11 protein-coding genes are annotated in these 26,448 nt (G+C 44.5%); 6 read left to right on the forward strand and 5 right to left on the reverse strand.

Features of this window, described 5'->3' with window-relative positions; translation table 11 throughout:
• The first annotated feature begins 80 nt into the window (after positions 1–80).
• From K7X70_RS03120 to K7X70_RS03135, 4 genes are all read left to right on the forward strand, one after another.
• Positions 81–11,018 carry an Ig-like domain-containing protein gene (locus K7X70_RS03120; RefSeq protein WP_222535675.1) on the forward strand — a complete coding sequence of 3,646 codons (10,938 nt, stop codon included), beginning with the start codon at positions 81–83 and terminating at the stop codon, positions 11,016–11,018.
• Positions 11,019–11,035: 17 nt separating this feature from the next.
• Positions 11,036–12,031: a PorP/SprF family type IX secretion system membrane protein gene (locus tag K7X70_RS03125; RefSeq protein WP_062546774.1), complete on the forward strand. Its 996-nt coding sequence runs from the start codon at positions 11,036–11,038 to the stop codon at positions 12,029–12,031.
• 11 nt (positions 12,032–12,042) lie between these two features.
• Positions 12,043–14,049, forward strand: a complete 2,007-nt coding sequence (locus K7X70_RS03130) for an OmpA family protein (RefSeq protein WP_222535676.1) — start codon at positions 12,043–12,045, stop codon at positions 14,047–14,049.
• 165 nt (positions 14,050–14,214) lie between these two features.
• A complete protein-coding gene (locus K7X70_RS03135; protein ID WP_222535677.1) occupies positions 14,215–17,739 on the forward strand; it encodes a T9SS type B sorting domain-containing protein in 3,525 nt (1,174 codons plus the stop codon).
• A gap of 19 nt (positions 17,740–17,758) precedes the next feature.
• Here the strand turns inward: K7X70_RS03135 and K7X70_RS03140 are convergent, their stop codons facing one another.
• Positions 17,759–18,769 carry a PorP/SprF family type IX secretion system membrane protein gene (locus K7X70_RS03140; RefSeq protein WP_222535678.1) on the reverse strand — a complete coding sequence of 337 codons (1,011 nt, stop codon included), beginning with the start codon at positions 18,767–18,769 and terminating at the stop codon, positions 17,759–17,761.
• Positions 18,770–18,856: 87 nt separating this feature from the next.
• On the opposite strand from K7X70_RS03140, the gene K7X70_RS03145 reads away from it, so the two are divergent.
• The gene (locus K7X70_RS03145) at positions 18,857–19,048 is read left to right on the forward strand and encodes a hypothetical protein (RefSeq protein ID WP_222535679.1); all 192 of its coding nucleotides are present in this window, start codon (positions 18,857–18,859) and stop codon (positions 19,046–19,048) included.
• Positions 19,049–19,434: 386 nt separating this feature from the next.
• Complete coding sequence (locus K7X70_RS03150) at positions 19,435–19,947, forward strand: GAF domain-containing protein (protein ID WP_222535680.1); 513 nt, start codon at positions 19,435–19,437, stop codon at positions 19,945–19,947.
• Here the strand turns inward: K7X70_RS03150 and K7X70_RS03155 are convergent.
• From K7X70_RS03155 to K7X70_RS03170, 4 genes are read right to left on the reverse strand one after another with little or no spacing between them, the layout of a single operon-like run.
• Positions 19,944–20,798 carry an N-acetylglucosamine kinase gene (locus K7X70_RS03155; RefSeq protein WP_255606882.1) on the reverse strand — a complete coding sequence of 285 codons (855 nt, stop codon included), beginning with the start codon at positions 20,796–20,798 and terminating at the stop codon, positions 19,944–19,946. The genes K7X70_RS03150 and K7X70_RS03155 overlap by 4 nt on opposite strands.
• An 18-nt stretch (positions 20,799–20,816) precedes the next feature.
• The gene (locus K7X70_RS03160) at positions 20,817–22,154 is read right to left on the reverse strand and encodes a TolC family protein (RefSeq protein WP_222535681.1); all 1,338 of its coding nucleotides are present in this window, start codon (positions 22,152–22,154) and stop codon (positions 20,817–20,819) included.
• Positions 22,151–25,276 carry an efflux RND transporter permease subunit gene (locus K7X70_RS03165; RefSeq protein WP_222535682.1) on the reverse strand — a complete coding sequence of 1,042 codons (3,126 nt, stop codon included), beginning with the start codon at positions 25,274–25,276 and terminating at the stop codon, positions 22,151–22,153. The genes K7X70_RS03160 and K7X70_RS03165 overlap by 4 nt, the downstream gene beginning before the upstream one ends.
• A gap of 9 nt (positions 25,277–25,285) precedes the next feature.
• Positions 25,286–26,362, reverse strand: coding sequence for an efflux RND transporter periplasmic adaptor subunit (locus tag K7X70_RS03170; RefSeq protein ID WP_222535683.1), 1,077 nt, complete (start codon positions 26,360–26,362; stop codon positions 25,286–25,288).
• Positions 26,363–26,448: the final 86 nt, after the last annotated feature.

The following is a 26,448-nucleotide window of genomic DNA, read 5'->3' on the forward strand; positions in this document are numbered from 1 at the left end:
ACAATTCGAACAGGTCTTAGGAGCGTGCGTATGATTAAAATTGCACTAAAGTAAAATTTAATCGTCCCAATTCCGCTCCTATGAAATCTACATCTACCCATTCGGGAAAGCTTAGAAACTTAAAGGTAATAAAATTTATTCTTATAAGTTGTATCTTTCTAACGCTAAATAATTTCAAATCGTATGCACAGGTCAAAAATTATGCAACAGTAACACCCTCAACTGGTGCATTTGCTTATCCGGTACTGCTAGGCATCGAAGGGGACCCTACTGTAAACGCCTCAGGAGGTTCTGTAGATAATCCGGCAAACGCAACGACAGGAGGTAGCGGGACATTCGCCACCATGAATGCCAACTTTTTCAGTATTGCTATAGTAGGTAATAACGGAGAAGCCTGGATGCAATTGAAATACCCTCAGCCAGTAGCTGCAGGAAAAACTACGTATATACGGTTTGATACCCCTACCATTACCGGAGTCAGTTTGGATCTATTGCAAATTGTAGGGAATCTCACCGGACTGATCAAAAATAACTTAGTAAAATTTGAAGCTTATACCGGTGCTACTTCAGCCTCGGATGGAACCCTCATTCCTGTAGAGAATGTACAGGCTACCGTAGTTCAGGATACGGATGGTAAGACTTATTTTGCCGTTACTTCCTCCTCAGCCTATAACTCGATACGTGTCAAATTAAGCATTAAATCAAAGCTGCTGAATGTCTCTCTGGGTGCAGCAATACACATGAATGTTTATGATGCTTTTACCATCTCTCCATCAGGAATTTGTTCAACTGCAGTGCTGGCGAGCACCGGCGAATCAACAGGAGTGAATGTAACCTTATCGCCATTGGTAACCAACCCTGCACTTGCTGCGGATAATAATATCAATACTTTTTCTATACTTAAAGCAGGTTTAGTTGGTGTTGCCTCCACAACTGCCCAATCCATATACTTTAATCAATCTTCTGATGCGAACGCAGTAGCTAAAATCTGGCTCTCTGTTCCACCAAGTTTATTGACCGTAAATTTATTCAATGGCATCCAATTCCAGGCCTATAATGGAAATACACCGGTCGGAGCTCAGGTGGCTGCCAGTTCTCTTCTTGGAGGCCTGGACTTATTAGGGCTTTTTGCAAACGCAAAACCTATTCCAATTTATTTTACTCCTGGTGGATCCTTTGATCGCATCCAGGTGATCATGGGTAATGTAGTCGCACTCGGATCAAACATTGTTGGCGGCGGACTAAATATTCATGAGGTAGAAGTAACGGTGCCAAAGCCATCTTTAGCTGGTGTAACCAACGGTGCCTTAGCAGGGGTCTGCGGAAATACAGTGAATTTAAGCATCACTTCACCAGCAAGCGGTACCACCTATACCTGGTACCGTAAAAGTGGAACTTCAAAAGTCTCGCGCGGAACGAGTACAAATGGAACTTTTACAGAACAATTAACCAACCCTGGAACTTACACGTACTACGTGTCTGCGCTAAAAACCGGATGTACTGCAGAGTCAGACCTGGATAGTGCAACGGTTACCCTGACAGCCATTCCGGTTTTACCAATAGTAACAGCAAACCCAATATGTTCCGGAGCACCTGGAATCTTTACGGTAACTAACGCCGAAGCGGGTGTGGTTTACAATTGGTATACTGGCAATACAGGTGGAGTTCCGGTATTTTCCGGCAGCACTTACACCACCGGTCCTTTATTGGCCAACACAACTTTCTACGTGGAAGGCGTAAACGGCAGCTGTTTAAGTCCAGGCCGAACGCCAGTTACCCTTACGGTAAATGCAATTCCTGCAGATGCACAGGTGATCACCAACAATGTGATCATCAGCAGCGGTCAAACAGCCACCTTAAACGCGATTCCAACTACCGCAGGCAGTACGATCAGCTGGTACACTGCCTCATCAGGTGGAGCAGCGATTGCAACAGGAAATACCTTCACGACTCCAGCACTAACTACGCCAACCACTTACTATGCCGGAACGATCAGTGCCGGCGGCTGCCCAAGTGTAAATCGTGTCGCCATATCGGTCACCATTGCCCCGGTAGGTACAGGATTGAATTGTAAAACAGCAAATGCGCAGACGAATGGGGTGGAAGGATTACTTTGTGTTGGATGTGCGATCGTGGACCCAACGTTTGCAGTTGACAATATCCCAACCAATTTCAGCTCGATCCATGCGCCGGTAAGTTTGCTTGCTGCGGCTTATCAGCGACTGATTTTCCCAGCCGCAGGTATTGCTACAGATAGCATCCGCTTAACACTGGCAGTTCCAGGCGGATTGACAGATGTTTCCGTACTTGGAGGAATTACAGTGAATGTCATGAATGGCAATACCGTAGTAAGTGCTTACCCAATTAACTCTGGATTGGTACACCTGCAATTATTACCCGATGGTCAGACCGTTAAAATAACAGTACCTGCAGGAGGAGTTTATGATAGAGTAGAGCTGAGACTTTCCGGAGTGGTACAAGCACTTACTACACTAAATGTGTACGGTGCAGAAGTGATCTATCCGAATCCAGTAATCAGCACTAACGGAACAGCAGTTTGTTCCGGAGCAGGAACAACTTTAACTGCAACACCTGTAACTGGTACCACACTGAGCTGGTTTGCAAACTCCACAGGAGGAACAGCACTGGCTACTGGAAACACTTATGCGCCAACAGGCTTAACTGCAACCACAACTTATTATGTGGAAGTAGCCAGAGGTGGCTGTGCCAACACAGACCGCGTACCGGTTACCGTAACAGTGAATCCGGCAATCGTTTTTGCGGCGACTACTTTAAACAATGCAACAATAGGTTCTTCTTATAGCAAACAAATTAATGCAGCTACCGGTGGAACACCAGCCTTTACTTATACGCTGGCTCCAGGTGGTACGCTGCCTGCCGGAATGAGCTTGTCCAGTACAGGGGTGATTTCGGGAATACCATCGGCAGCCACTGCCCCAGCTGATTATGCTTTCTCTGTGATTGCGAAAGATAGCAAAGGATGTGTGGCAACTGCAGATTATACCTTAAAACTAACTCCGGCACTAGCGCTGCCAGCAGCAACATTGCCTAATGGAGTGGTCAGCGTAGTCTATCCAAACCAACCGCTGCCGGTAGTCACTGGTGGAACAGGTCCATATACCTATGTGGTCACTGGCACGCCTCCGGGAATTTCTTTCAATAATGACAATACCAACCCTGGCATTTCAGGTACGCCAACACTTGCCGGTACCTATACCGTAAAAGTGACGGCCACAGATGCCAATGGAAATAGCATCAGCCAGAACTATACACTAGTAGTGAAAGACCTGCTGGTATTACCTCCGGCAACATTGGCCAATGGTACCGTGGGGATCAATTATCCAGCGCAAACCATTCCGGCTGCTATCGGCGGAACTTCACCCTATACTTATGCGGCTACAGGAACGCCTCCAGGATTAACATTCAATACCAGTACCCGTGAAATTTCCGGAATCCCAACAACTGCAGGTACCTATACGGTGCAGGTTACAGCAACGGATTTCGAAGGAAAAACGGTAAGTAATAATTATCCGCTAACTATCGGCCCTGCATTGGTACTTCCTCCAGCTACTTTGGCTGATGGTAATGTAGGGATACCTTATACACCTCAAACTATTCCGTCTGCTATTGGTGGAACTTCACCTTATACCTATACGATCGCTAACCTCCCTTTAAACCTGACTTTTGATCCCATTACAAGGGTGATCTCAGGAACGCCTGCGCAATCTGGTGCTTACAGCGTCATTGTAACGGTAAAAGACCAGACGGGAGCTACGGCAAGCAATACTTATGCTTTAAGGATTATTGGTGCTTTATCACTGCCATCTGCAGCTTTGGCTGATGGTACAGTAGGCACAGCTTATCCACCAGTAGTGCTGCCTTCAGTAACTGGCGGAACAGGACCTTATACTTATACTGCGGCAAATGTGCCAGCGGGATTGAGCTTCAATCCAGCAACAAACACTTTGTCGGGAACACCAGCAACTGGCGGAACATTTACTTTCCAGATCACCGCAAAAGATGCAGCCAATAATAGCACCACTACAGATTTTGTGATTAAAGTAAATGTAGGCGATCCTACAGTAGCTGCTGCCAGCACCTGCGCTGGATCAACGGCTACACTTAGCGTCACTAATGTACTTCCAGGTGTAACCTATAACTGGTATGCCGCAACAGGAAGTACCTCGATCTTTACCGGTAATTCCTTTACTACACCAGCCTTAACTGCCAATACTACTTACTATGTAGAAGCGGTTTCTGGTACAGCAGTAAGTAACCGTATTCCAGTTGCCGTAACGGTAAGACCAGCAGCAACTTTAGCTGTAGTGACTGAAAACCAAATCATCAGTGCCGGACAAACAGCTACCTTACAAGCTACTGCAGATGCAGGAAATACCATCAGCTGGTTCAGCAATTCAACTGGCGGTATAGCGTTAGCTACTGGTACCAGCTTTACTACCCCAGTATTAAATTCAACGACTACTTATTATATAGAAACTCAAAATGCCGCTGGCTGTCTAAGCGCTACCAGAGTTCCGGTAACGGTTACTGTAACCGGCTTACCAACCAATACCAATTGTAATGTGGCAACAGGTCAGCAGACTGCAATTGATGGCGTTTGTTTGTTGTGTGGCATTACCGATGCGGGTGCTTCCACAGATGCGGACCCAGCTACTTTCACTTCCATCCATTTAACGGTTGGCGTAGGTGCAACGGGTTACCAGCGCTTAATCTTTGCAAACCCTGGAGTGGCAACCGATAGTATCCGTCTGGATCTTGGTTTCCCTGTAGGATTAGCTGATTTAAGTGTGTTGAATGGGGCTACCGTGACCGTTTTCAACGGAACTACACCAGTGAAAAGCTATCCTTTAAATTCTACACTCATCCACCTTTCGTTGTTAAACCCATCAAGGCTGACTGCCACATTCGCAGCAACCGGTGCTTATGATAGGGTGGAGATTCGTTTTGGTGCCCTGGTTTCTGCATTAAGTACACTTAATGTGTATGGAGCGACCGTAATCTATCCAAACCCAACAGTAGCAAGTACAGGTCAGACTACCTGTGCAGGAAATACCACTACGTTGACTGCGACGGCAAATGGAGGGACTACCTTAAAATGGTACGCTACCGCAAACAGCGGTACGGTATTGGCAACAGGCCCAAGCTTTACTACTCCAGTTTTAAGTGCAACCACTACTTATTATATAGAAGTAAGTAAAAATAATTGTGCGAATACAGAGCGTATTCCAGTTACAATAACCATTACACCTGCACCTTCAGCACCAGTATTGGCCAGCGTACCACCAGTATGCTACGGCAGTACTGCGAGCCTGAGCGTAAATAATGCAACACCAGGATTAAATTACAACTGGTACACTTTACCAGCAGGAGGTTCTGCTGTATTCACAGGAGCAACATTTGTCAGCCCAGCTTTATTTGCCAATACTACTTATTATGTAGAAACGGCCAGTCCAGGATGCGGCGTGTCTACCCGTACTGCGGTACCGGTAACAGTAAATCCAATGATCGCTTTACCACAGGTGACTGCTTCTGCAACTACGGTGAATGCCGGACAAACGGTGATTTTAAACATCAGTCCAGTTGCACCGGATGTGACCTATAACTGGTTTACAGACGCAACCTCAACAACGCCAGTATATACCGGCTCTACTTTTGTAACGCCGCCACTAATGGTGAATACCACTTATTTTGTAGAAGCAAAATCAAACCTGACCGGCTGTCTTTCTTCAAGCCGTGTTCAGGTCACTATCAATGTAAACAATGGAGGTAATCCAAATCCAGTGCCATGTCAGGCTGCAGTTTCGGAAACACATGGTGTAGACGGAGTAGCCCTGCTTTCAGGAGTGTTTAACCCTGAACTTGCGTTTGATAACGATACCCAAACGGGATCATCTTTATTGATGCCAGTAGGAGCATTGGGAGCTTCAGTTTATCAGCGCCTTAATTTTGGCAGCATCTCCACAGTAGGTGATACCGTTAAGGTTTTATTAAATACACCAGGTAAATTATTATCACTTGGTTTATTGTCAAATATTCAAATCGGAACCTATAACGGAGCCAACAGTAATAACGATGGAGTTCAGGTCAATAATCAGCTGGTAAACCTGCAGCTATTGAGTAACAATACGCAGGCCCTGCTAACTTTTGTGCCAACAGCACCTTTTGATCAGGTAGAAGTACGCTTGAATTCTGGTCTTGCAGGTGTCTTGTCTAGTGTAAACTTAAACTATGCACAGAGAGTGATGCTGGCGCCAACCTTGACGGTTGCCAATCCAACTGCATGTGCCAACCAGGCTGTTACTTTAACAGTGCTGAATCCAAATCCAAGCCTGACTTATACCTGGTATGATGCCACAGGCGCAACGGTACTTTCAACAGGACCAACGTTTAGCCCAACAGTGGCCGCAAACACGATTTTCTACGTGTCAGCGAATGCAGGAACTTGTGCCAGCTATAAAACAAAAGTTTCCGTAACGGTAACGCCAATTCCTGATGTGCCAACCCTGGTAAATGCCAATGTTGAAACCTGTGCAGGAAGCGATGTAGTACTTTCTGTAAAAGACCCATTGCTTGGCGTAACTTACAGGTGGTACGATAGTAATGGCGTACTTCAGACAGGTAAAGATGGTACGACATTTACCATCCAGAATGTAACAGCCAATACTTCATATTCAGTAGAAGCTTTCATCAGCTCTTGCGGAATCACTTCTGCCACTAAAGCAACTGCTTCGATTACTGTAGGTAACTTAAGTAATCCAGTACTGCAGCCAGCATCAGTAACGGTAAGCTCTGGCGCTCCTGCAATATTGACGGCAACTTCAAGTACTGCCGGTGCGGTATTTAAATGGTACACTTCAAATGTGGAAGCTGTTCCATTCTTTACCGGCGCAGTATTACAGGTTCCAGGAGTTGTAAATCCTGGTCCGGGTAACCTCGTGACTACCTATTATGTGACTGCAGAAATTCCAGGCGGTTGTGTTTCTCTTACCAGATCCACAGCTACAGTTACGGTACTCCCTGCTGGCCTGCCAGTAGATGCACCTTGTGAATATGCTTCTGTTCAAGTGGCTGGAGGTGTAGACGGTGTGGGTGTATTAGCAGGTCTGTTTAATCCTGAGAATGCAGTTGACAATTCCGCAACTACCGCTTCTTCACTTGTGATGCCAGTGGGCGTTTTAGGTGCCTCAGTTTATCAGACAGTTGGATTTACCAGCCTGTCGAATATCGGAGATACCGTTCGTGTACGTGTGACTGTCCCAGGTAAACTATTGGATGTAGGTTTGCTGTCTGCTATTGAATTGACCACTTATAACAACTTAGTCAGTAATGGCGACATGATTACGGTAAGTAATCCTTTAGTTAAACTTGATCTGTTAACGAATAATAGCGAAGGAATCCTTTCTTTCGTGCCTGCAAAACAATTTGATGCAGTAGAATTGAGGTTGAGATCAGGACTGGCATCAGTGCTGAGTACCGTCGATCTGAACTATGTACAGCGCGTACAAATTGCACCAAAAGTATCGAGCCCTACAGCTTCCGCTTGTGTGGGTACCGGTGCTGTGCTCAGCGTGCTGAACCCTAATGCTGGTTATACTTATAAATGGTATATCGGAACAGCAGCAACAGCCGCTGCAACAGGTCCTACTTACACGACCGCAAATAACCTTGCTGTAGGTAGCTACGATTATTATGTTACCGCTACACGCAACAATTGTGAAAGTGCAAAAACCAAAGTAACAGTGACGATACTGGCTGCGCCAGATGCACCGGTAGCAGTGGCAGGAAATCCATTAACTACCTGTCCAAATCAACCGGCTGTCCTGGCAGTAACTGCAGTAGCAGGTGTGTCTTACAACTGGTATGATGCTTTAACAGGTGGAAATGTACTGGCTTCAAATACCAGTACTTATACTACTGCTGCAAACCTGAGTGTAGGGGCTCATGATTTCTTCGTAGAAGCGGTCAATGGCAATTCATGTGTGAGCACATTAGCGAGAACAAAAATCACCATTACGGTGAATCCTTTAGCTACACCAGCAGACATTACCGTAACCGGTGCTGACCTTCCTTTCTGTGGCACGACAAAAGCAACACTAACGGCAAGCACCAGTGCTGCAGTAATCAATCCTAAATTCGCCTGGTATACTGATGCGGCATTGACACAATTGGTATCCAGCAATGCAATTTACGAACCTACCATTACTGCCAGCACCACGTTCTATGTAACGGTGTTTGGAGATAACCTGTGTTTGGGTAACGCTGCGAGTGCGAAAGTAGTGAGCATCGTAGTGAATACACCTGCAACTGCAAATGACATTACCGTAACCGGAAATGAAGCTTCATTCTGCGCAGGAGCGAAAGCCAGTCTGAAAGCTGCAAGCACCATCAGCAACCCTACATTTGTATGGTATAGTGATGCAAACCTGACAACTGAAGTTTTCAGAGGGCCAGTATATGAGCCAATAGTTACCGCAAGCACCACTTTCTATGTGAGTGTGAGCGGCGATAATAAATGTCCAAACCTTCCTGGAACAGGTAAAGCAGTTGCGATCACTGTCAATACACCTGCAATTGCAAGCGACATCACCGTAACCGGTGCAGATGCTCCTTTCTGTGCAGGTACAAAAGCAAGCCTAAGCGCAAGCAGTGTTGGCGTTGATAATCCGACTTACATCTGGTATGCCGATGAAGGTTTAACTCAAGAAGTATTCAGAGGTTCATTATACGAGCCAGTAATCACCGCAAATACCACTTATTATGTAGTGGTCAGCGGAACGAATAAATGTCCAAACAATATTGGAAATGCAAAAGTAGTCACCATTACCATGAATACACCTGCAACAGCAGCAGATATCATTGTTGATGGTAACAATACCAATTATTGCAAAGGAGCTAAAGCAACCTTAAAGGCGAGCAGTACCACTGTAAACGCTCCGGTGTTTACCTGGTACAACGATATAGACCTGACGGATGTTGCTTTCAGCGGTCCGGTGTTTGAACCAGTATTGAATGCCACTACTACGTATTATGTTACGGTAAGCGGTGCCAATAAATGTGAAAATGTAAGAGGAACTGCGAAGGTAGTCACCGTTATGGTGAACCCACCAGCAACAGCAACCGACATCAACATTGCAGGTAATAGCGCACCATTCTGTGTTGGCACCAAAGCATTATTAACAGCAAGCAGCGACAATGTAGACAGTCCGATATTTACCTGGTATAGTAACCCTGAACTGACAATTATAGCTTCAACAGGTCCGGTATTCGAACCTGTAGTGAACACCACTACTACTTATTATGTAACGGTAGCAGGTACCAACAGGTGTCAGAATACCATGGGCAATGCCAAAATTGTAACGCTGGTTGTAAACCCACCAGCAACGGCTGCAGACCTTATCGTTTCAGGTGCAGAGACCGCTGTTTGTGAAGGGACATCGGTGAAATTAAATGCATCGAGTACCACGGTAAGTAGCCCGGTATTTACCTGGTATACCGATATCAATTTAACAAACGCGGTCTTTACAGGTCCGGAATTAGAAAAGGTATTTACCACTACCACCACTTATTATGTGACGGTAAAAGGAGCCAATAAATGTGAAAACCTACCAGGTACTGGTAAGATGGTTACCCTAACCGTAAATGCATTGCCGGAAGTACCGGTAATTGTAAATGGTGCAGGAGGAGGCGTGTGTGCAGGCGATGGAGCTACCTTAAGTGTACAAACTCCAAGAGCAGGCACTAATTACGAATGGTATGATGCCGCAACTGGAGGTACCTTACTAGGCAGCGGTTCAACTTTCTCAACAGGGGCACTATTAATCACTAAAGATTTCTACCTGCTGGCTACCAATACTTCGGGTTGCGGTCTGGTCAGCGGAAGAGTTAAAGTAACGGTAAATGTCAATGTGAAACCGACTGTGCCTTCCGTAGTGTCGGCAGCAGTAAATGCATGTGCAGGTTCATCGGCAGTATTAACGATAGCGAATCCCGTAAATGGAGTTACCTACAATTGGTATAGCGCTGCAGCTGGTGGATCAATCCTGGGAACGGGTGTTAACTTTAACACAGGACCAGTCTTAAGTACCACTACTTTCTATGCAGAAGCAGCCACAGCAACTTGTACCAGTGCCAGCAGAACAGCAGTAGTCGTATCGGCAACTGCATTACCAGCCGCACCAGTATCTGTTTCGGGTAATACCGATCCATTCTGCAGCGGAAATACAAGTGTACTGACAGTGAACAATCCTGACCCTAGCCTGACTTACCAATGGTTTAGTGCAGAAGTTGGTGGTGCTCCTCTGGCAGAAGGCAATAGCTTTACGACACCAGTACTGGCAGCCACAACTACTTACTACGTAGGCAGTAAAAACACAATTACCGGATGTATCAGCAGCAGCCGTACCGCGATAGTGGTGACCATCCTGCCTAAATTGACCGCTCCGGTAGTCGCAGTTCAGTCGGCCACAGCAACAAGCGTGACCTTCGGATGGGCAACAGTAACAGGGGCAAGAGCTTATGAAGTGTCTGTTGATAATGGCAATACCTGGCTGACACCAAGTTCAGGAGCACCCGGAACCACACACACCATCGAAGGCTTGAAACCAGATCAGCAAGTAACGATCAGAGTAAGAGCAACCGGACAGCTGGCTTGTCAGCTGAGCGATGCCGCTTCTCTAACTGGAAAAGCAGAAAATCCAATCGGCAACCAGGTGTTTATACCAAATACATTCACACCAAATAATGATGGTAAAAATGATATACTGTTTGTCTACGGAAATACAATTGCTAAAATGAGACTGCGCGTGTACAACCAATGGGGTCAGTTCCTTTTCGAGTCCAACAACATTCAGAATGGATGGGATGGTACCTACAAAGGCCAGTTACAGCCGAATGGAGTCTATGTCTACCAGTTTGAAGCCGAATTGAATGACGGTACTAAAACAACTAAAAAAGGAACAATAACCCTATTGAGATAATTAAAAACACATTTGTAATGAAGAACCTAATTAGAATTATTATAGTAAGCGCGTTTTTAAGTTTGGGAACAGAAAGGGTTATCGCACAGATAGACCCACACTTCTCACAGTATTATGCCAATCCCTTATGGCTAAACCCAGCCCTAACGGGGGTAACTGATGGAGATTATAGAGTGTCTATCAACGCAAAGCAACAATGGGGGACGATTTCTAATTCGTTTTTAACCGGGGGCGCGTCATTCGATATGGCCCCCGTTAAAAATCTAGCTTTCGGAGCCATGGTTTTAAATCAGAGTGCCGGCGATATCGGCTACAACTACCTGAACGCCCTGGTGTCTGCCGCTTACCGGATTCACTTCGGACAAACCGGATTGAATATGATCAACTTCGGCGTACAGGCAGGGATTCTCAACAAAAGTTTTGATGCCTCCAAGATCACGCTGGGAAGTCAGTTTAACCCGGTTACCGGTTACGACCCCAACTTTGGTATCAATGAAAACTACTCGGCCACTAATTCACTCGTTCCCGATGTGAATGTAGGGCTGATGTATTTTGATGGAAATCCAGACCAGACGGTCAATGTATTTGGTGGTGCCACCGCAGCACATATCCTCCGACCTAACGATAAATTTTTAGGAGCAGATGTCAAAATGCCCATCCGCTATGCGGCGCATGGCGGAGCAAGGGTAAGAGTAACCGATATGTTGGACATTACACCAAATGCTTTGTACATGAGACAAGGGAATGCCAGAGAAACCTCCTTTGGTGCCTATGCTAAAGTGATGTTAAATACAGAAGCCGACCTGATGTTTGGTACCAACTATAGGGTAGATGATGCGGCAATTGCCTTCTTCGGCCTGAACATTAAAAATATGGTATTTGGATTAAGTTATGATTTCAATACTTCAAGCCTAAATAAGGCCACCCGAAGCCAGGGTGGATTGGAATTGTCTGTCTCCTTTACCAGAAGAAAAGGAATTATTGGTCCTAACTTCTTTTGCCCAAGATTATAACCCTACCTATCATGAAACTTAGAATATTACTCGTTTTTATGTTGCTGGCCAGTATGGCTTCTGCTCAGTTTGTAACCAATAGCAAAAGGGTTGCAGATGTATATTATCAGAATAAAGAATATTATGCTGCTGCGGAATATTATAAAAAAGCACTACAGATCTCTTCCGATTCCGCTGGCTTTGTAGTGCCTTATGGCTTCGTTAGCAAGCTTCAGCCAGACAATCCGAAGAAAGAAGATTATGAATACTGTGTCTATCAACTGGCGGAATCTTTGAGACAGTACAAGAACTTTAGAGATGCCGAAAAGTGGTACGAAATTGCCGCTGGCTTTAGTAATCCTAAATTCAATCTTGCGAACTACTGGTATGGCGTTAGTTTAAGAGCCAACCAGAATTATGATCAGGCCATTACCGCTTTCCAGACTTTTCAAAATAAATATAAAAAACAGGATGAATATCAGGAACGCGCGAAAACAGGGATCGCTTCCTGCCAGTTTGCACTTTTTGAAGTAAGCCATCCAAGATTGTACAGCCTCAGCAGATTGAACAACGATATCAATCAGAAAGGGTCAAATTATGCCCCTTTAATGAGAGGCAGTATTTTGTACTTTACTTCCTCCAGACCTACAGATACTAAAAGCAAAAGTATCATCCTTTCAGATGATAAAAGCAATGCAAAGGTGACCAGGAAAGAAAGCCCTTACGTCAATGCAATTTATGAAACTGCTGGCAACCCATTGAAAGAAAAGATCACGATCAGCAAAATTCCAAGTACCCTGAAAGGAAAAGATGTGGCGGCACCAGCCTTTCTCCCAAATGGGAAAACAATGTTCATGACCGTGTGGACTGTCAAAGACAACAGAAAAATTTACCAGAGTACCCGCAATTCCTCCACAGAAAGTTCGGCATGGTCTGAACCGGTTGAACTGGGTGGAAATGTAAATGTCAATGGCTTCAATTCCATGCAGCCCTTCGTGAGCAGAAATGGTAAATACCTGATCTTCTCTTCAGATCGCCCGGGTGGGATAGGGAAATATGATTTATGGTATTGTGCGATCCGTCCGGATGGATCCCTTGGTCAGGCCGTTAATATGGGGAACACCATCAATACTGCCGGTGATGAGGAAGCACCTTACTATAATGTGAAAACGAAAAAATTACTTTACAGCAGTAATGGAAAAGTAGGGCTCGGTGGTTTCGATTTCTATGAAAGTGAAGGAGATTTTGACAGCTGGGCGGATCCGCGTAACCTCGGTTATCCTTTCAACTCCTCCAAAGACGACCTTTACTTCACACCTGTAGATGGTGATGATGTGGAAGGTTACATCAGTTCCGATAGAGAGTCCTTGTGCTGCCTGGAGCTCTTTTACCTGAAACGTGAATTCCTGAATGTGAGAGGCCAGATCATCGACTGCGAAACCAAAAAACCATTGGAAAATGTGATCGTAACGGTATCAGATTCCCTGCAGGAATTTAAATTTACCACAGGTTCGGATGGGAAATATAATTTTAAACTGAATACCAATCGACAGCTGCAGATTACCGCAGAAAAAACAAAATATTTTACTAAGAAGCTGCATTATAACTATGATCAGCTTGCCCAGAAAGATACCTTGATTACTGAAGAAATTTGTCTGATCCCGAATGGTCCTAAACCAATCCGTTTAAATAATGTCCTGTATGAGTTTAATAAAGCCGAGCTGACAGAGGCTTCCAAAGCAGAGTTGGAAATTGTATACAATGTAATGATCGATAACCCATTGGTGGAAATCGAATTGAGTGCACATACAGATACCATAGGGTCTCCAGCTTATAACCTCGACCTGAGCAATAGAAGGGCTAAATCATGTGTGGATTACCTGGTCAGCAGAGGGATCCCCGCAAGTCGGATGATCAGTAGGGGCTATGGCTCAACCAAGCCAGTTGCGCCGAATTTCTTGAAAAATGGAAAAGATAATCCTGCCGGAAGAGCACTCAACAGACGCACGGAATTTAAAGCGATCAATAACAAAGAATAATTAAGATAAACATAGATTCCCGGTTTAACCCCCGATTGGTAAAACCCGTTTTAAAGCGGATTTATCAATCGGGGGTTTTACTTTTTAGTTCATTATCAACACTTTGTTGAAAAAACATTTACCAGATTTCTTGTAAAACTGTAAATTGGTATTTATCTTTCAACTATGCGCTATTCTAAATATGCCATTGTGGTATTATTGCTCTTCTGTTTCGGGCTTGCTCATGCCCAAACGGTTCAGGTAACCAATATCCTGGATGCCGGCCCGGGGTCTTTAAGACAGGCCATGCTGGATATTCCTCCGGATAGAACGACTCCCTACATCATCCAGTTTAGCATCCCTGGAACACCAGCGAATGATGGTGCGCGTACCATCCGGCTGAAAACAGCATTGCCAGTAATTCCTTCCAATGTGACCATCGATGGGAGTACCCAGAACTGGAGCCCATTAGGCGTTTCCGGAGCAAAAATCATCCTGGAGCCAGAGGTACCTGGGACTACCTTTTCCGGCCTGAGCATCGGTGCCAGTTATACCAATTTTGCTCCCGTAACCAACGTCGAAATTTATGGCTTATACCTGAAAGACTTTGCTAAGATTACCGATTTAAGGAATGTCAACCAGGCTCAGGGTTCAGGAATTGTGGTCAACTACAGAGCGGGGAATATCAAGATTGGTGCCCCCGGAAAAGGAAACGTCATCAGCGGAAACATCAATGGGATTTCCTTGCAGAGCAACTATTATTATAGCAGTATTGCAGTCAGCCTGATCATCATCCAATCTAATTTAATAGGTGTTCATTATGATGGCGTCACGGCAAAAACAAATGTAACCGGGATCCTGGGAAACCTGGATGAGAGTTCAATCAATATTGGCGGCGACAATGCGAATGAGGGAAACGTCATCTCGGCCAATCAGTTCAACGTGGTGCTGAACAGGGTCAATCAATTCAATAATGCGAACAGGTTTGAAATCAACCTGGTGAATAATAAAATAGGAACCGATTATACCGGGACGGCCGACTTTTCCCGCCTGGCTTTATTTCTTTCTTCTTCCCAATTGGAACTTGCAGGGGTAAAGGTCAATGCAACGGCTTCCAATCTGACCATGCGGAAAAATGTGGTTTCCGGGAACAGAACGGTTGGGATTTCAGTCACCAATTCCTCCTTTATCATCACCGGAAATAGAATAGGAACAGGTACTGCAGGAACTGAAAATCTTAAGAATGGTACCGGAGTAAGGGTCGAGAGCATGGGCGAAGGTACACTGGGCGGCGGTGATCCCGGAGAAGGTAACCTCATTGCCTATAATGATTACGGCTTCGAATCGATTTCCAGCAGACCCGTAAAAATTACCAGAAACAGCTTCTTCTGTAATGTGATCGGAGGCATCATGCCGACCAAAAATATTCTCCAGCCTTATATCCAGCTCTTAAAAAAAGAACCCGGATCGGTGTCAGGAAAAGCAACGCCAAATGCCGAGATCGAACTTTTTTACACAGACAACTGTCCGAATTGTGAAGGAAAGGAATACTTCGCCACAGTGCGTTCAGGGACTGATGGCAGGTGGCAGTCGCCAGTGCCAGCCAATAGGAATGTAACCGCTACAGCCAGTTTGTTAAATGCCACAACTTCGCCATTTGCAGACGGAGATTTACTGCCAAATGAAGCGATAGAAGAGCCTGTGACCTGTCTGGGCAATGGCTCGATCAAAGTACTGGAACCAAGGGTAGGGATTACTTTTCAATGGTATAAAATTTTACCAGATGCATCACGTGTTCCAATCGGTAATACACAGGAAATTCTGAACCTGGAAGAAGGTTTTTACGAATTGGAAATAAATGATGGCTGTAAAGTGATCAAACATGCGCCGCTTTATGAAATTAAAGATCAGAAGCTAGGAGAAGCAACCATTTCCGTTCCTCCACCTGCCTGCGGACAAATGAATTTTACATTTACAGCCAATGCGGACCGTGGAAAAGGATTGGTCACTTATGAATGGTTTGACAATACAGGTGTATCACTAGGTTTAGGCAAACAAAAGACATTTCAGGAAGGTAGTTATTATGTGATTGCAAGGGATGAAGCAGGCTGTGTGAAGACTTCTCCTGTAGTTCGTGTCGACAGAAAACCAATGCCGGTCATCAATACCAGCAATGCAACTTTTATAGATGCCAGCTGCGGTCAGAGTAATGGCGGAATTACTGGATTAACAATTGACGATGTCACAGGTACAGCACGTTATGCCTGGTACAAATATGATGCGATCAGCAATCAGTTCCTCAATACATCGATCACTACGCTAGACTTAACAGGTCAGGAAGGTGGGAGGTACCAGCTCATCGTAAACGATAATGGTGCCTGTTCACCAGTAAGCAGGGAATTTGTAATCAATGTGAGGAATACACTTTCCATCACGGAAGGAATCATTAGAAATACAACCTGTAACCGGGACAATGGGATCATTAACCAGGTGGTGATTTACAATGCCGATCAATACGAATGGTTTGATCCGGCAGGAGTCAGTATGGGTAAAGTGCTGGGTTATGTATCAGGAACTACCCTTCCAATTTTAGAAAATCTAAAAGTAGGCCGCTACCGCCTGCTGGCCAGCCTGAGCAGTGCCAGCTGTACTAAAGAAGCGTTTTTCAATGTGACGGCAATTGCGCCTACGCAATACCAGTTTACGGTCAATATCAGTCCGGCAACCTGCGGATTGAATAATGGAAAAATCACCTTGAATTACCAGACCAATTCGCCGCTTCCAGTTCGTTTCCAATGGAAAGATATTGCGGGTGTAGATAGGTCAGGAACCATCCGGGAGTTGAAAGACCTGGAGCCTGGAACGTATAGCCTATTCGCCTATGATGTGAATGGCTGTGAAATGATCTTAGGCCCTTATGAAATTGTACTGACCCCTTTACTGGTGATTGAACCCTCCAGCGGGGTGGTCACAGATGATGGCTGTACTTTATTGCGGGGTGCGGTTAAAGGTGTCCGGATCAATGGAGGTATTGCACCTTATACTTTCAGCTGGACCAATGAGGCCGGCGCATTGGTGCAATCTACGCAAGACCTGATTGGTGTGCCGGAAGGAAAATATAAATTGACGGTGAAAGACCAGACCAATTGCGGATTGGCCATCAGCGAAGTCTTTACCGTTGCCAATCCATCCTTTATCATTCCAACACCAGCAATGAACGACCTAAGGGTGTGTTATGCTACCGAAATCATGTTGCCGGTAATTGCACCTGAAGAAGGTACTTATCAGCTCTTCCAGAAGGAAGATGATGCCATGCCGATTATGGAATCTACCAATGGACGCTTTATTTTCAAAGTATCCAAAACGTCGGATTACTTTTTGAGGCGTAAGCTGGGGACCTGCGTTTCGGAGTTTAGAAAAGTGAATGTGGAAGTCACCAACGACAACCTGGACATCAAGAATACCATGACCCCTAATGGAGATGGAATGAATGATTTCTGGATGATCACCGGATTGCCGGAAAAGATAAATATCGATATCAAGCTTTACACCAGAAGCGGACAGCTCGTATACGAATCATTGGGACAATACACCAAACCTTTTGATGGCAGATTTAGAGGTAAAGACCTGCCTGCCGGTGTCTATTATTACGTGATCGACCTTCGCGCAGATTGCAAGCCTTTGGGTGGTAGTTTAACTTTATTGCGTTAAAAGCCCCCGGTTTGAAAATTTAGAATTGTCTGGTGGCGCATTTTGCCTGGTACCTGTTATTGAGCAAAATGCCCAGCACAATTTCATGGGTGCCATTGCTCACAGATTTTAAGGCAGAAGTAGTCACATCATAAGAATAACTGAGGTTGAAGAAAGAACCTACGCTGAAACCTGCCAAAGCAGAAAAGGAATCGTTGTTCCGGTAACTTCCACCTATCCAGAACTTGTCCTGATAAGCCACTTTTAAACCCGCATCCAATGTGGGAGGAGCGGAAATCCAGTAACTCAGCAGGGCCGAAGGGATCATGGCGACATCTTCATCTACAAAGAATTTATACCCTGCAGTTCCGTAAAATACGGTGGTCTGATAGGCAGAAAGACTAGTGCTTTTTACTGCTGTGGGCACCCGGTAACCCAAGAGCTGCTTGGCAGAACCGCCAAGAAAGAACCGCGGACTATACAGCCAAACGCCGAAGCCAACATCTGGGCGGATCCGGTTGTTGTAATCTGCCGTCAGCAAAGGGTCACTGCTGTTTTCTACATTCACACTTTTCACATCAATGCTGGTGGAAGCAAATCCAGCCGAAACGCCTACAGATAAGTTCAGGTCGTAACTGAGGCCAAGGTGATACGCATATGTCGCATTCACATTCGTTTGCCTGATGCGGCCCGCTTTATCCGTCAGCGCATAAAAACCAATGCCATGGTGCGGCTCTGCAGCAGTATAGGAGTTGACATAACTGCGGCTCAGCGGGTTGTCGCCATTACCCGAAAAAGAATTCACCGAGCTTCTTACAAAATCTTCACCTACCGGCGCATGAATAGAAACATATTGTGTAACCGGCGCGCCTTCCAATCCTTTCCACTGATTTCTATACCCTAATTTCACATCTGTATAGTTGTCTATTCCTGAAACTGCTGGGTTAAACAAATAATTGTTGAAAATGTATTGCGTAGAACGCGGGTTTTCCTGTGTCCAGCCTTTTAGACTTAACAGAAGAAACAATAAGAGGCTAAATCTTGATTTCATTGTAACTCATTGCTAAATGACCCCCAATAATAAGATAAATTTTACTGATAATGAATACTTTACTGATTTCAATACTTAGATTTGTGAATGAAACATTCAGAAAGCCATATTCAAATGGTCGCAGACACGCTAATGCCTGGCTTTGTACCCAATGATCCTAATGAAACTACACTGATCTTTCACTTTACTTTACCTCCGGATGAGAGTTATAGAGTGGAATATCTAAAATCTGCTAAAAACATCTGGGAATTTAGCAAAGCTGAAAAAGTAGAACGTTAACAATTACAATTATTTTTTTTTAAGAAAACCCAGGAATTTAATTACTTTTGGTTGATATTCAGTGTGATAGCTGAATTGGTGTGAGGGCACCTCTATATTATTAATAGGATAATTAGTATTTTAATTGCAATAGCGTAGTTATATAGGCTATAAAATCATCAAACTGAGTAATAATCTCCCGAATTTTATTTGGGGCTTCTTGCCTGTTTTTGAGTTTTTTATGATACGAGTAATGGACAGCTTACCTGCATCTGGCCTGGTTATTGCAAAAAGGTGCTAAAGGGGTGATTAATTTGTAATATGATTTTCTTCCTGTATACCATAGAGATACCCATGTCATGGGGTATGGTAATTGTTAAACAATGTAGGTAACTAGATCTAAAAAATTGGAAAATAACTTGGGGGGGGTCTTAGTTTCATCAAATGAAGAGGCGAGACTGGAAAATTTAAAAAAATATAAGATACTATATACGAAAACTGAACCTTATTTTGATCAGCTGGCTGCGATTACGGCAACGATGATGAAGACACCTATTGCGATGATCAATTTCGTAGATAGGGATGTAGTCTGGACAAAGGCCGATCAGCATGGACAAACCGGCAAAGAAATGGAGCGAGGATCGAGCCTCTGTTCATTGGCTATTCTAAATGAGAGTGTTACCGTATATGAAGATTTAATTCAGAATCCAGCATTGGTGTCTAATCCACTCTATGTAGGGGAGTCTGGGCTGCGCTTTTATGCCGCTGCTGCCATCACTACCAACGAAGGATTTAGAGTTGGGGCCGTTTGTATCGTAGATAAAAAGCCCCGCGTATTCGGAGAAGAAGATCGTAAAAAGCTGGAAAAAATTGCCCTGATGGTCAGACTGGAAATGAATAAAAGAATCGGGATCTCTTAAACAGTTATGCCTTCTTTTCTCAGGATGTAGTTGTAAATTCCGGTAATTGGTTTCTGGTAGATCTTTCCTACATGGATATGGTTCTTTAAACAGATTTCTCTCAGGATGTCCTGATAGTAAAAAGCAATGGAACCTACAAAATGGCAATTCAAGGTTTTGTAATTATTGTATTCTTTGATGTTACTGTCTACAAATTCCTGAAAGCCAGCCCTTAAAATCTGCTGAATATAAGGATGATCGGTATGGTCAGCCATAAAACGGCTCACCGATGCCAGATAGGTATTTGGAGAAGGCATCTGATACAATTGTGTCACTACCGTTTCCTTGTCGATCTGATAGGATTTAGCGAAAGCAGCAGAGAGTTCCGGAGGCATGGTCCCATAAAGGTAGCCAGTGATCATCTTGCGGCCGAAAAAGGTACCTGAACCTTCATCACCCAATACATAACCCAGTCCATGATGGCCGCTGTGTACGTTTTTGCCATCATAATAAGAGATATTAGAGCCTGTGCCCAGGATACAGGTCAACCCTTCCTGGTCACCACAAGTGGCATAGGCAGAACCGATCAGGTCATGCTCCACAGAAACATAAGCCTGAGTGAAAAAAGAAGAAATTCCATTAGAAATCACTTCCACCTTATCAGGTGAAGAGCATCCAGCACCAAAAAAGTAAATTTCCTTTACCTGATCTGCATAAGCGGCAATTTCTTTCTTCTTGGAAAAAAGTTTAAATATGTCCTGCGCATTCAAAAAATAAGGGTTAATTCCTTGGGTGCTAAAGCTAATGGTTTCTTCCGGGGTGTATCCCATCCAATCGGTTTTAGAAGAACCGCTGTCTGCTACTAGTATCATTCGCTAAAAATAACAATCTTATTGAATATTTAACGTTCCACTGATTTCTTTTAAGCTGATTTCTGTCAATTTTGCCTGATATTGGGCATCTAAATATCGGGTAATGGCCGTTATAGAATTTTTTTGTGCCTCTCTAAGCTCCAATGGAGCGATACTGCCCAGTCGGTATTTCTCAAGTGTAATGTCCAGATTTTGTTTAGCGATGTCCAGATTGTGCTGTTCCACTTTCAGTAAGTCCAGATTGGTTTGATAATTCTGAAAAGCAGTCAGTAGCTGTGCATTCAGATCCAGTCTGGTTTTCTCCAGGTTCAGCTCCGAAGAATTGATCTCTATTTTCGCATTGCGCTCATTCTGGCGCTGTAAAAACCCATTAAAAAGATTCAGACTGGCCGTTACGCCATAAGTGAAACCCCTTGCGCGAAACTTCTGGTTAAATCCCGTCGGACTCGTGCTATTCGAAAACTCATAACCACTATTCAAACCAATGGTAGGGTAGCGCTGTCCTTTTACCTGTTTTAAAGCCAGCTCGGCAATCTTTTTATTGATAAAAGCCGCCTGTAATGTCGGACTCAACTGTTCCGTTAAACCGGCCAGCTCCGCATAGTTCAGGTTTTGTGCTATACTGATATTTTCATCTACCTCAAAAACCAGGTTAAGATCCCGGGCCATCACCTGATTTAAAGTCACCATGCTATTTTTCAACAGGTTTTTCTGCTGCAGATACGCAGATGTGTCTGCATTATAATCTACAGTTGCAGCCAGTACATCCAGTTTTGATCCCCTGCCAATGGCCAGTTTGTTTTGTGCAATGGTTAAGCGCATCTTAGAAATATCTAATGACGTATCCGCGGCCATCACCAATTGCTGCTGTCTGGCAATGGCATAATAGCCACTGATCACATCGGCAACGGTAGTCAGGATGGTGCCTTTTGCAGTCACCTCTCCCAATTTCTGTAATTCTTTCAAACGGTCGTAATTCGCAAACATCTGGAAGCCATCAAAAACCGTCCAGCCCAGCGAAGCGCCGTAATTCTGGTTGGTACTCCTTACGCCATCCGATTTTTTCTCTACGCCCGTTGCTGCGGTTTGCACCGTATTCTGTTTGCTGCCACCCTTGCTGTAATCAGCGGTCAGCTGTGGCAACATGCCTGCATTTCCAGGATTCACATTGTTTTTCGCAATGCGGATGTCATTGTTCACGAGCTTAATGTCGTAATTGTTCTTTAATGCAATGCTGATGGCCTCTTCCAGACTCAGTTTTTGCTGTGCAAAACCAGTACTGCCCAGTAGCAACAGGGCAATGCTGAACAAGAGGTTTTTGCTTTTTAGAAGCTGATAGCTTGGAAACTGGATCATGATTTCTTATCGTTTTTTTCTGACGCTTCTTCTGCCAATGCGGCTTTCAGCGAAAGTTCTAATTCTGTATTTGCTTTGTGTTCCTTTGACCAGTAGGAATAAATAGCCGGGATCACAAATAAGGTCAGGATCAAGGCGAACATGGTTCCCCCAACGATCACAATTCCCATTCCCATCCTGCTTTTTGCAGCAGCACCTAAGGCCATTGCAATTGGCAATGCCCCGATGGCAATCGCCAGACTGGTCATTAAAATAGGCCTTAACCTGGAAACGGAAGCTTCCCGGATGGCATCATGCACGCTTTTACCGGTTTCTTTCAGCTGGTTGGCAAACTCCACGATCAGGATCCCGTTTTTGGTCACCAGACCGATGAGCATAATCGTCCCAATCTGACTAAAGATATTCCAGCTTTGCCCGAAAAGCCAGAGCGATAAAAATGCACCGGCAACGGCCATTGGTACGGTTAAGATGATGATGACCGGATCAATAAAGCTTTCAAACTGTGCGGATAAAATCAGGTACACCAACAATAGTGCTAGGCCAAAGGCAAACATGGTATTGGAAGAACTTTCCTTGAAATCCCTGGATTCCCCACCAAGGTCTGTAGAGAAAGATTCGTCGAGTATTTTCTCAGAAATCCGGTCCATGGCTGCGATTCCTTCGCCAATACTTTTACCTGGAGCCAAACCTGCGGAAACAGTAGCCGAGATGAAACGGTTATTTCTATACAGTTGCGGCGGACTGCTTTTTTCAATTGCCGTCACCAGGTTGTCAATCTGGATCAGCTCGCCCTTGTCATTTCTGACATATACTGAACTTAAATCCAAAGGATCTTTACGATCGTTCATCTCAAACTGCCCGATCACCTGATATTGCTTGCCGTTCATGAAGAAATAAGAGAAACGCTGTCCGCTTAATCCCAATTGCAGGGCAAGGCCAATGTCAGAAACCGATACCCCCAGATTTCTCGCCTTATCCCGGTCGATGGTCAGATCAATCTCCGGTTTATTAAATTTCAGGTCTACATCGGAGGTCGTAAAAGTCGGATCTTTAGCTACTTCATCCATAAACAAAGGCATTTTTTCACGAAGCTTTTCAAAGTTTTGTGCCTGAATGATATAGTTCACAGGCAATCCACCGCGTCGGCCCACAGAAATGGTAGGCTGCTGGGTAACAACAACTTTTCCTTCCGTATAACCCCTGGTAATTTTGGTCAGCTTGGCTGCAATCTCGTCCTGCGTCCTGCCACGATCACCCGGATCACTTAAGCCCATCCGGATGAAACCACTATTCGTAGATCCCGAACCCCCAAATCCTGGAGCGGTGATGGTAATATTTACCTTTTTTTCCGGAATAGAATCATTGATCATCTGCTGAATTTTCATCATAAAACGATCCGTGTATTCAAAAGAAGATCCCTCAGGTGTAGTGACCCTCATATTGATGGCACTTCTATCGTCATAAGGTGCTGTTTCTTTAGGTAATAACTGCCAGAAAAGCCCAATAACAGTCACGCAGACTACAATAATCGGAATAGCCAGCCATTTTTTATCCAGGAATTTATTCAGATTTTCCGCATAACTTTCATTCAGCCTCACAAAATAAGGCTCGGTCATGTTGTAAAACTTCGATTTCTTATGCCCGGTTGATTTCATCAGGTAGGCATTCAGCATCGGTGTTAAAGTTAAAGATACGAATGCCGAGATGAGGACCGCGGCACCGATCACGATCCCGAACTCCCGAAAGAGCCGGCCCACAAATCCTTCTAAAAATATCACCGGTAAGAATACCGCGGCCAGCGTGACCGATATCGAAATCACCGCAAAGAAAATCTCATTGGAACCTTTAATAGCCGCTTCGAAAGGAGAATACCCTTCCTCGACTTTCTTGAAAATATTTTCTGTGACCACAATCCCGTCATCCACCACCAGACCAGTAGCCAGTACAATCGCCAGGAGCGACAATACGTTGATCGAGAAGCCGAAAATGTACATGATGAAGAAGGTGAACACCAAGGATACCGGGATGTCAATTAATGGACGAATGGCAATGGCCCAATCCCTAAAGAACAGGTAAATGATAAGGATCACCAGGACCAGCGACAGCATAATGGTTTCTGCAACCTCGGTCACCGACATCTTGATGAACTTCGTATTGTCTAAAGAGATATTTAGCTTAATATCTTCTGGGATGTCCTTTTTTAACTGCTCAAATCTTTTGTCGAATTCCTTGGAAATCTCCAGGTAATTGGCCCCTGGCTGTGGGATCAGGCCCACTGCAACCATTGGTTTTCCCGATTCCCTTAAAATAGTTTCTTCATTTTCTGAACCTAAAGCAGCATAGCCGATGTCCTTCAGACGCACCACCTGATCTCCGTCGTTTTTCAGGATCAGGTTGTTGAACTCGTCTTCATTGGTCAGTTTACCCAATGTTTTTACAATCAACTCCGTATTGGCTCCGGTAATCTTTCCGGAAGGCAGCTCTACGTTTTCATTGTTCAGGGCAGTTACAATATCTTGTGTGGTTAAGCCATAAGCCGCCAGTTTATCCGGAGAAATCCGGATGCGCATGGCATATTTCCGCTGTCCCTGGATTTGTACACTGCTGACACCAGTAATGGTTTGCAAACGATCCGCAATCACGTTTTCTGCATAATCACTCAGCTCCATGACATTCCTTTTATCACTTTGAATGGTCATGGTGATGATGGCATCAGAGTTGGCATCCGCTTTACTCACTACCGGATTCCCATCAATGTCTTTCGGTAAACTCCTTGCCGCCTGGGAAACTTTATCCCTTACGTCATTCGCCGCGTCATCAATGTCTTTGTTCAGGTTAAATTCTATGGTAATGTTACTGCTTCCCTGATTACTGGAAGAGGAAATGTTCCTGATCCCGTCAATTCCGTTGATGGATTTTTCCAGCGGTTCTGTAATCTGTGACTCAATAATGTCTGAATTCGCTCCAGGATAGGAAGTTCTTACCGAAACTACGGTAGGATCAATGTTCGGGTATTCCCGGACACCCAGAAAATTATAGCCGATCACCCCAAAAAGGAGGATCATGAGGTTCATAACGATGGCCAGAACGGGCCTCTTTATACTGGTGGTTGAAATACTCATAAATAAAACTTAATTTTTAACCACAGTTACTTTCACAGGAGCATCCTGCTTTAAGGCCATTGCACCAGTAGTGAGCACGGTATCACCTACTTTTAATCCCGAAGTGATGACAATATTTTCCGCAGTACGCGTTCCTGCTTCTACAGGAATCTGCTGTGCTTTTCCATTTTTGCTGATGAAGACTGTTTTTCCTTTTAAGACCGGAATGATGGCTTCATTTGGAATGAGGATCGCATCTTTTGTTGTGCTCAGTGCCAGTTTGATTTTTGCAAAAGAACCCGGGCGAAGTTCCTGATCGGGATTGGGAACCAATGCCCTGATCTGTAAAGTTCTGGTGGCAGTATTGATGCCCGGCTCAATCGCATATACCCTTCCCGTAAATGTTTTCGGATAACCATCAGTGGTAAATGAAATATCGACACCTGATTTAATCTGTCCGATGTATTTTTCCGGAACAGAGAAGCTAAGTTTTAAGGGGTTGATGCTGGATAAATTGGCGATCACCATCGTAGGGGTTAAATAAACGCCTTCAGAGATAGAACGCAAGCCTATTTTTCCATTAAATGGGGCATAAATGGCAGTTTTTGCCAGTTGTGCACGCACCAGCTGTACCTGTGCTTTTAAAGATTGCAGGTTGGCCAATGAGGTGTCATATTCTTCCTGACTAATGGCACCTTTCTCCAATAGCTGTTTAGAGCGGTTTTCATTGGTTGCACTCAAACTTTGTTTGGTCAGTGCATCCTGTAATTGTGCCTGTATGTCGCGGTCGTTGATTTTTACCAGCAAACTGCCTTTGGTTACATTAGCGCCTTCTTTGAAATTAATTTTGGTCACCAATCCTGATACCTCCGAACGCAGGTCTACAGTTTCATTGGCTTCCAGTGTTCCGGTGATGTCTATATTGCTGTCAAAATCACCCGTAGAAACGACCATTCCATTCACTTGTAAACCCTTTGCCGGAGCTCCCTTGCCTTTTGACATGCCGGGGCCGTCGCCGGCAATTTTTTTATTCGCTGAAATCCGATAGTAAACTAAATAGGCGATGCCTAGAGCGATGAGGGTATAGATAATGTACCTTAGTTTCATATTTGTGTGGGGTGTGGGGTAATGTAACAAGCAAAAATATTTATTTAAACCACCCCTAATAGCTTGTATTAAGTATGTTACAGCTT

This window comes from Pedobacter polysacchareus, assembly GCF_019802255.1.
Lineage (GTDB): Bacteria > Bacteroidota > Bacteroidia > Sphingobacteriales > Sphingobacteriaceae > Pedobacter > Pedobacter polysacchareus.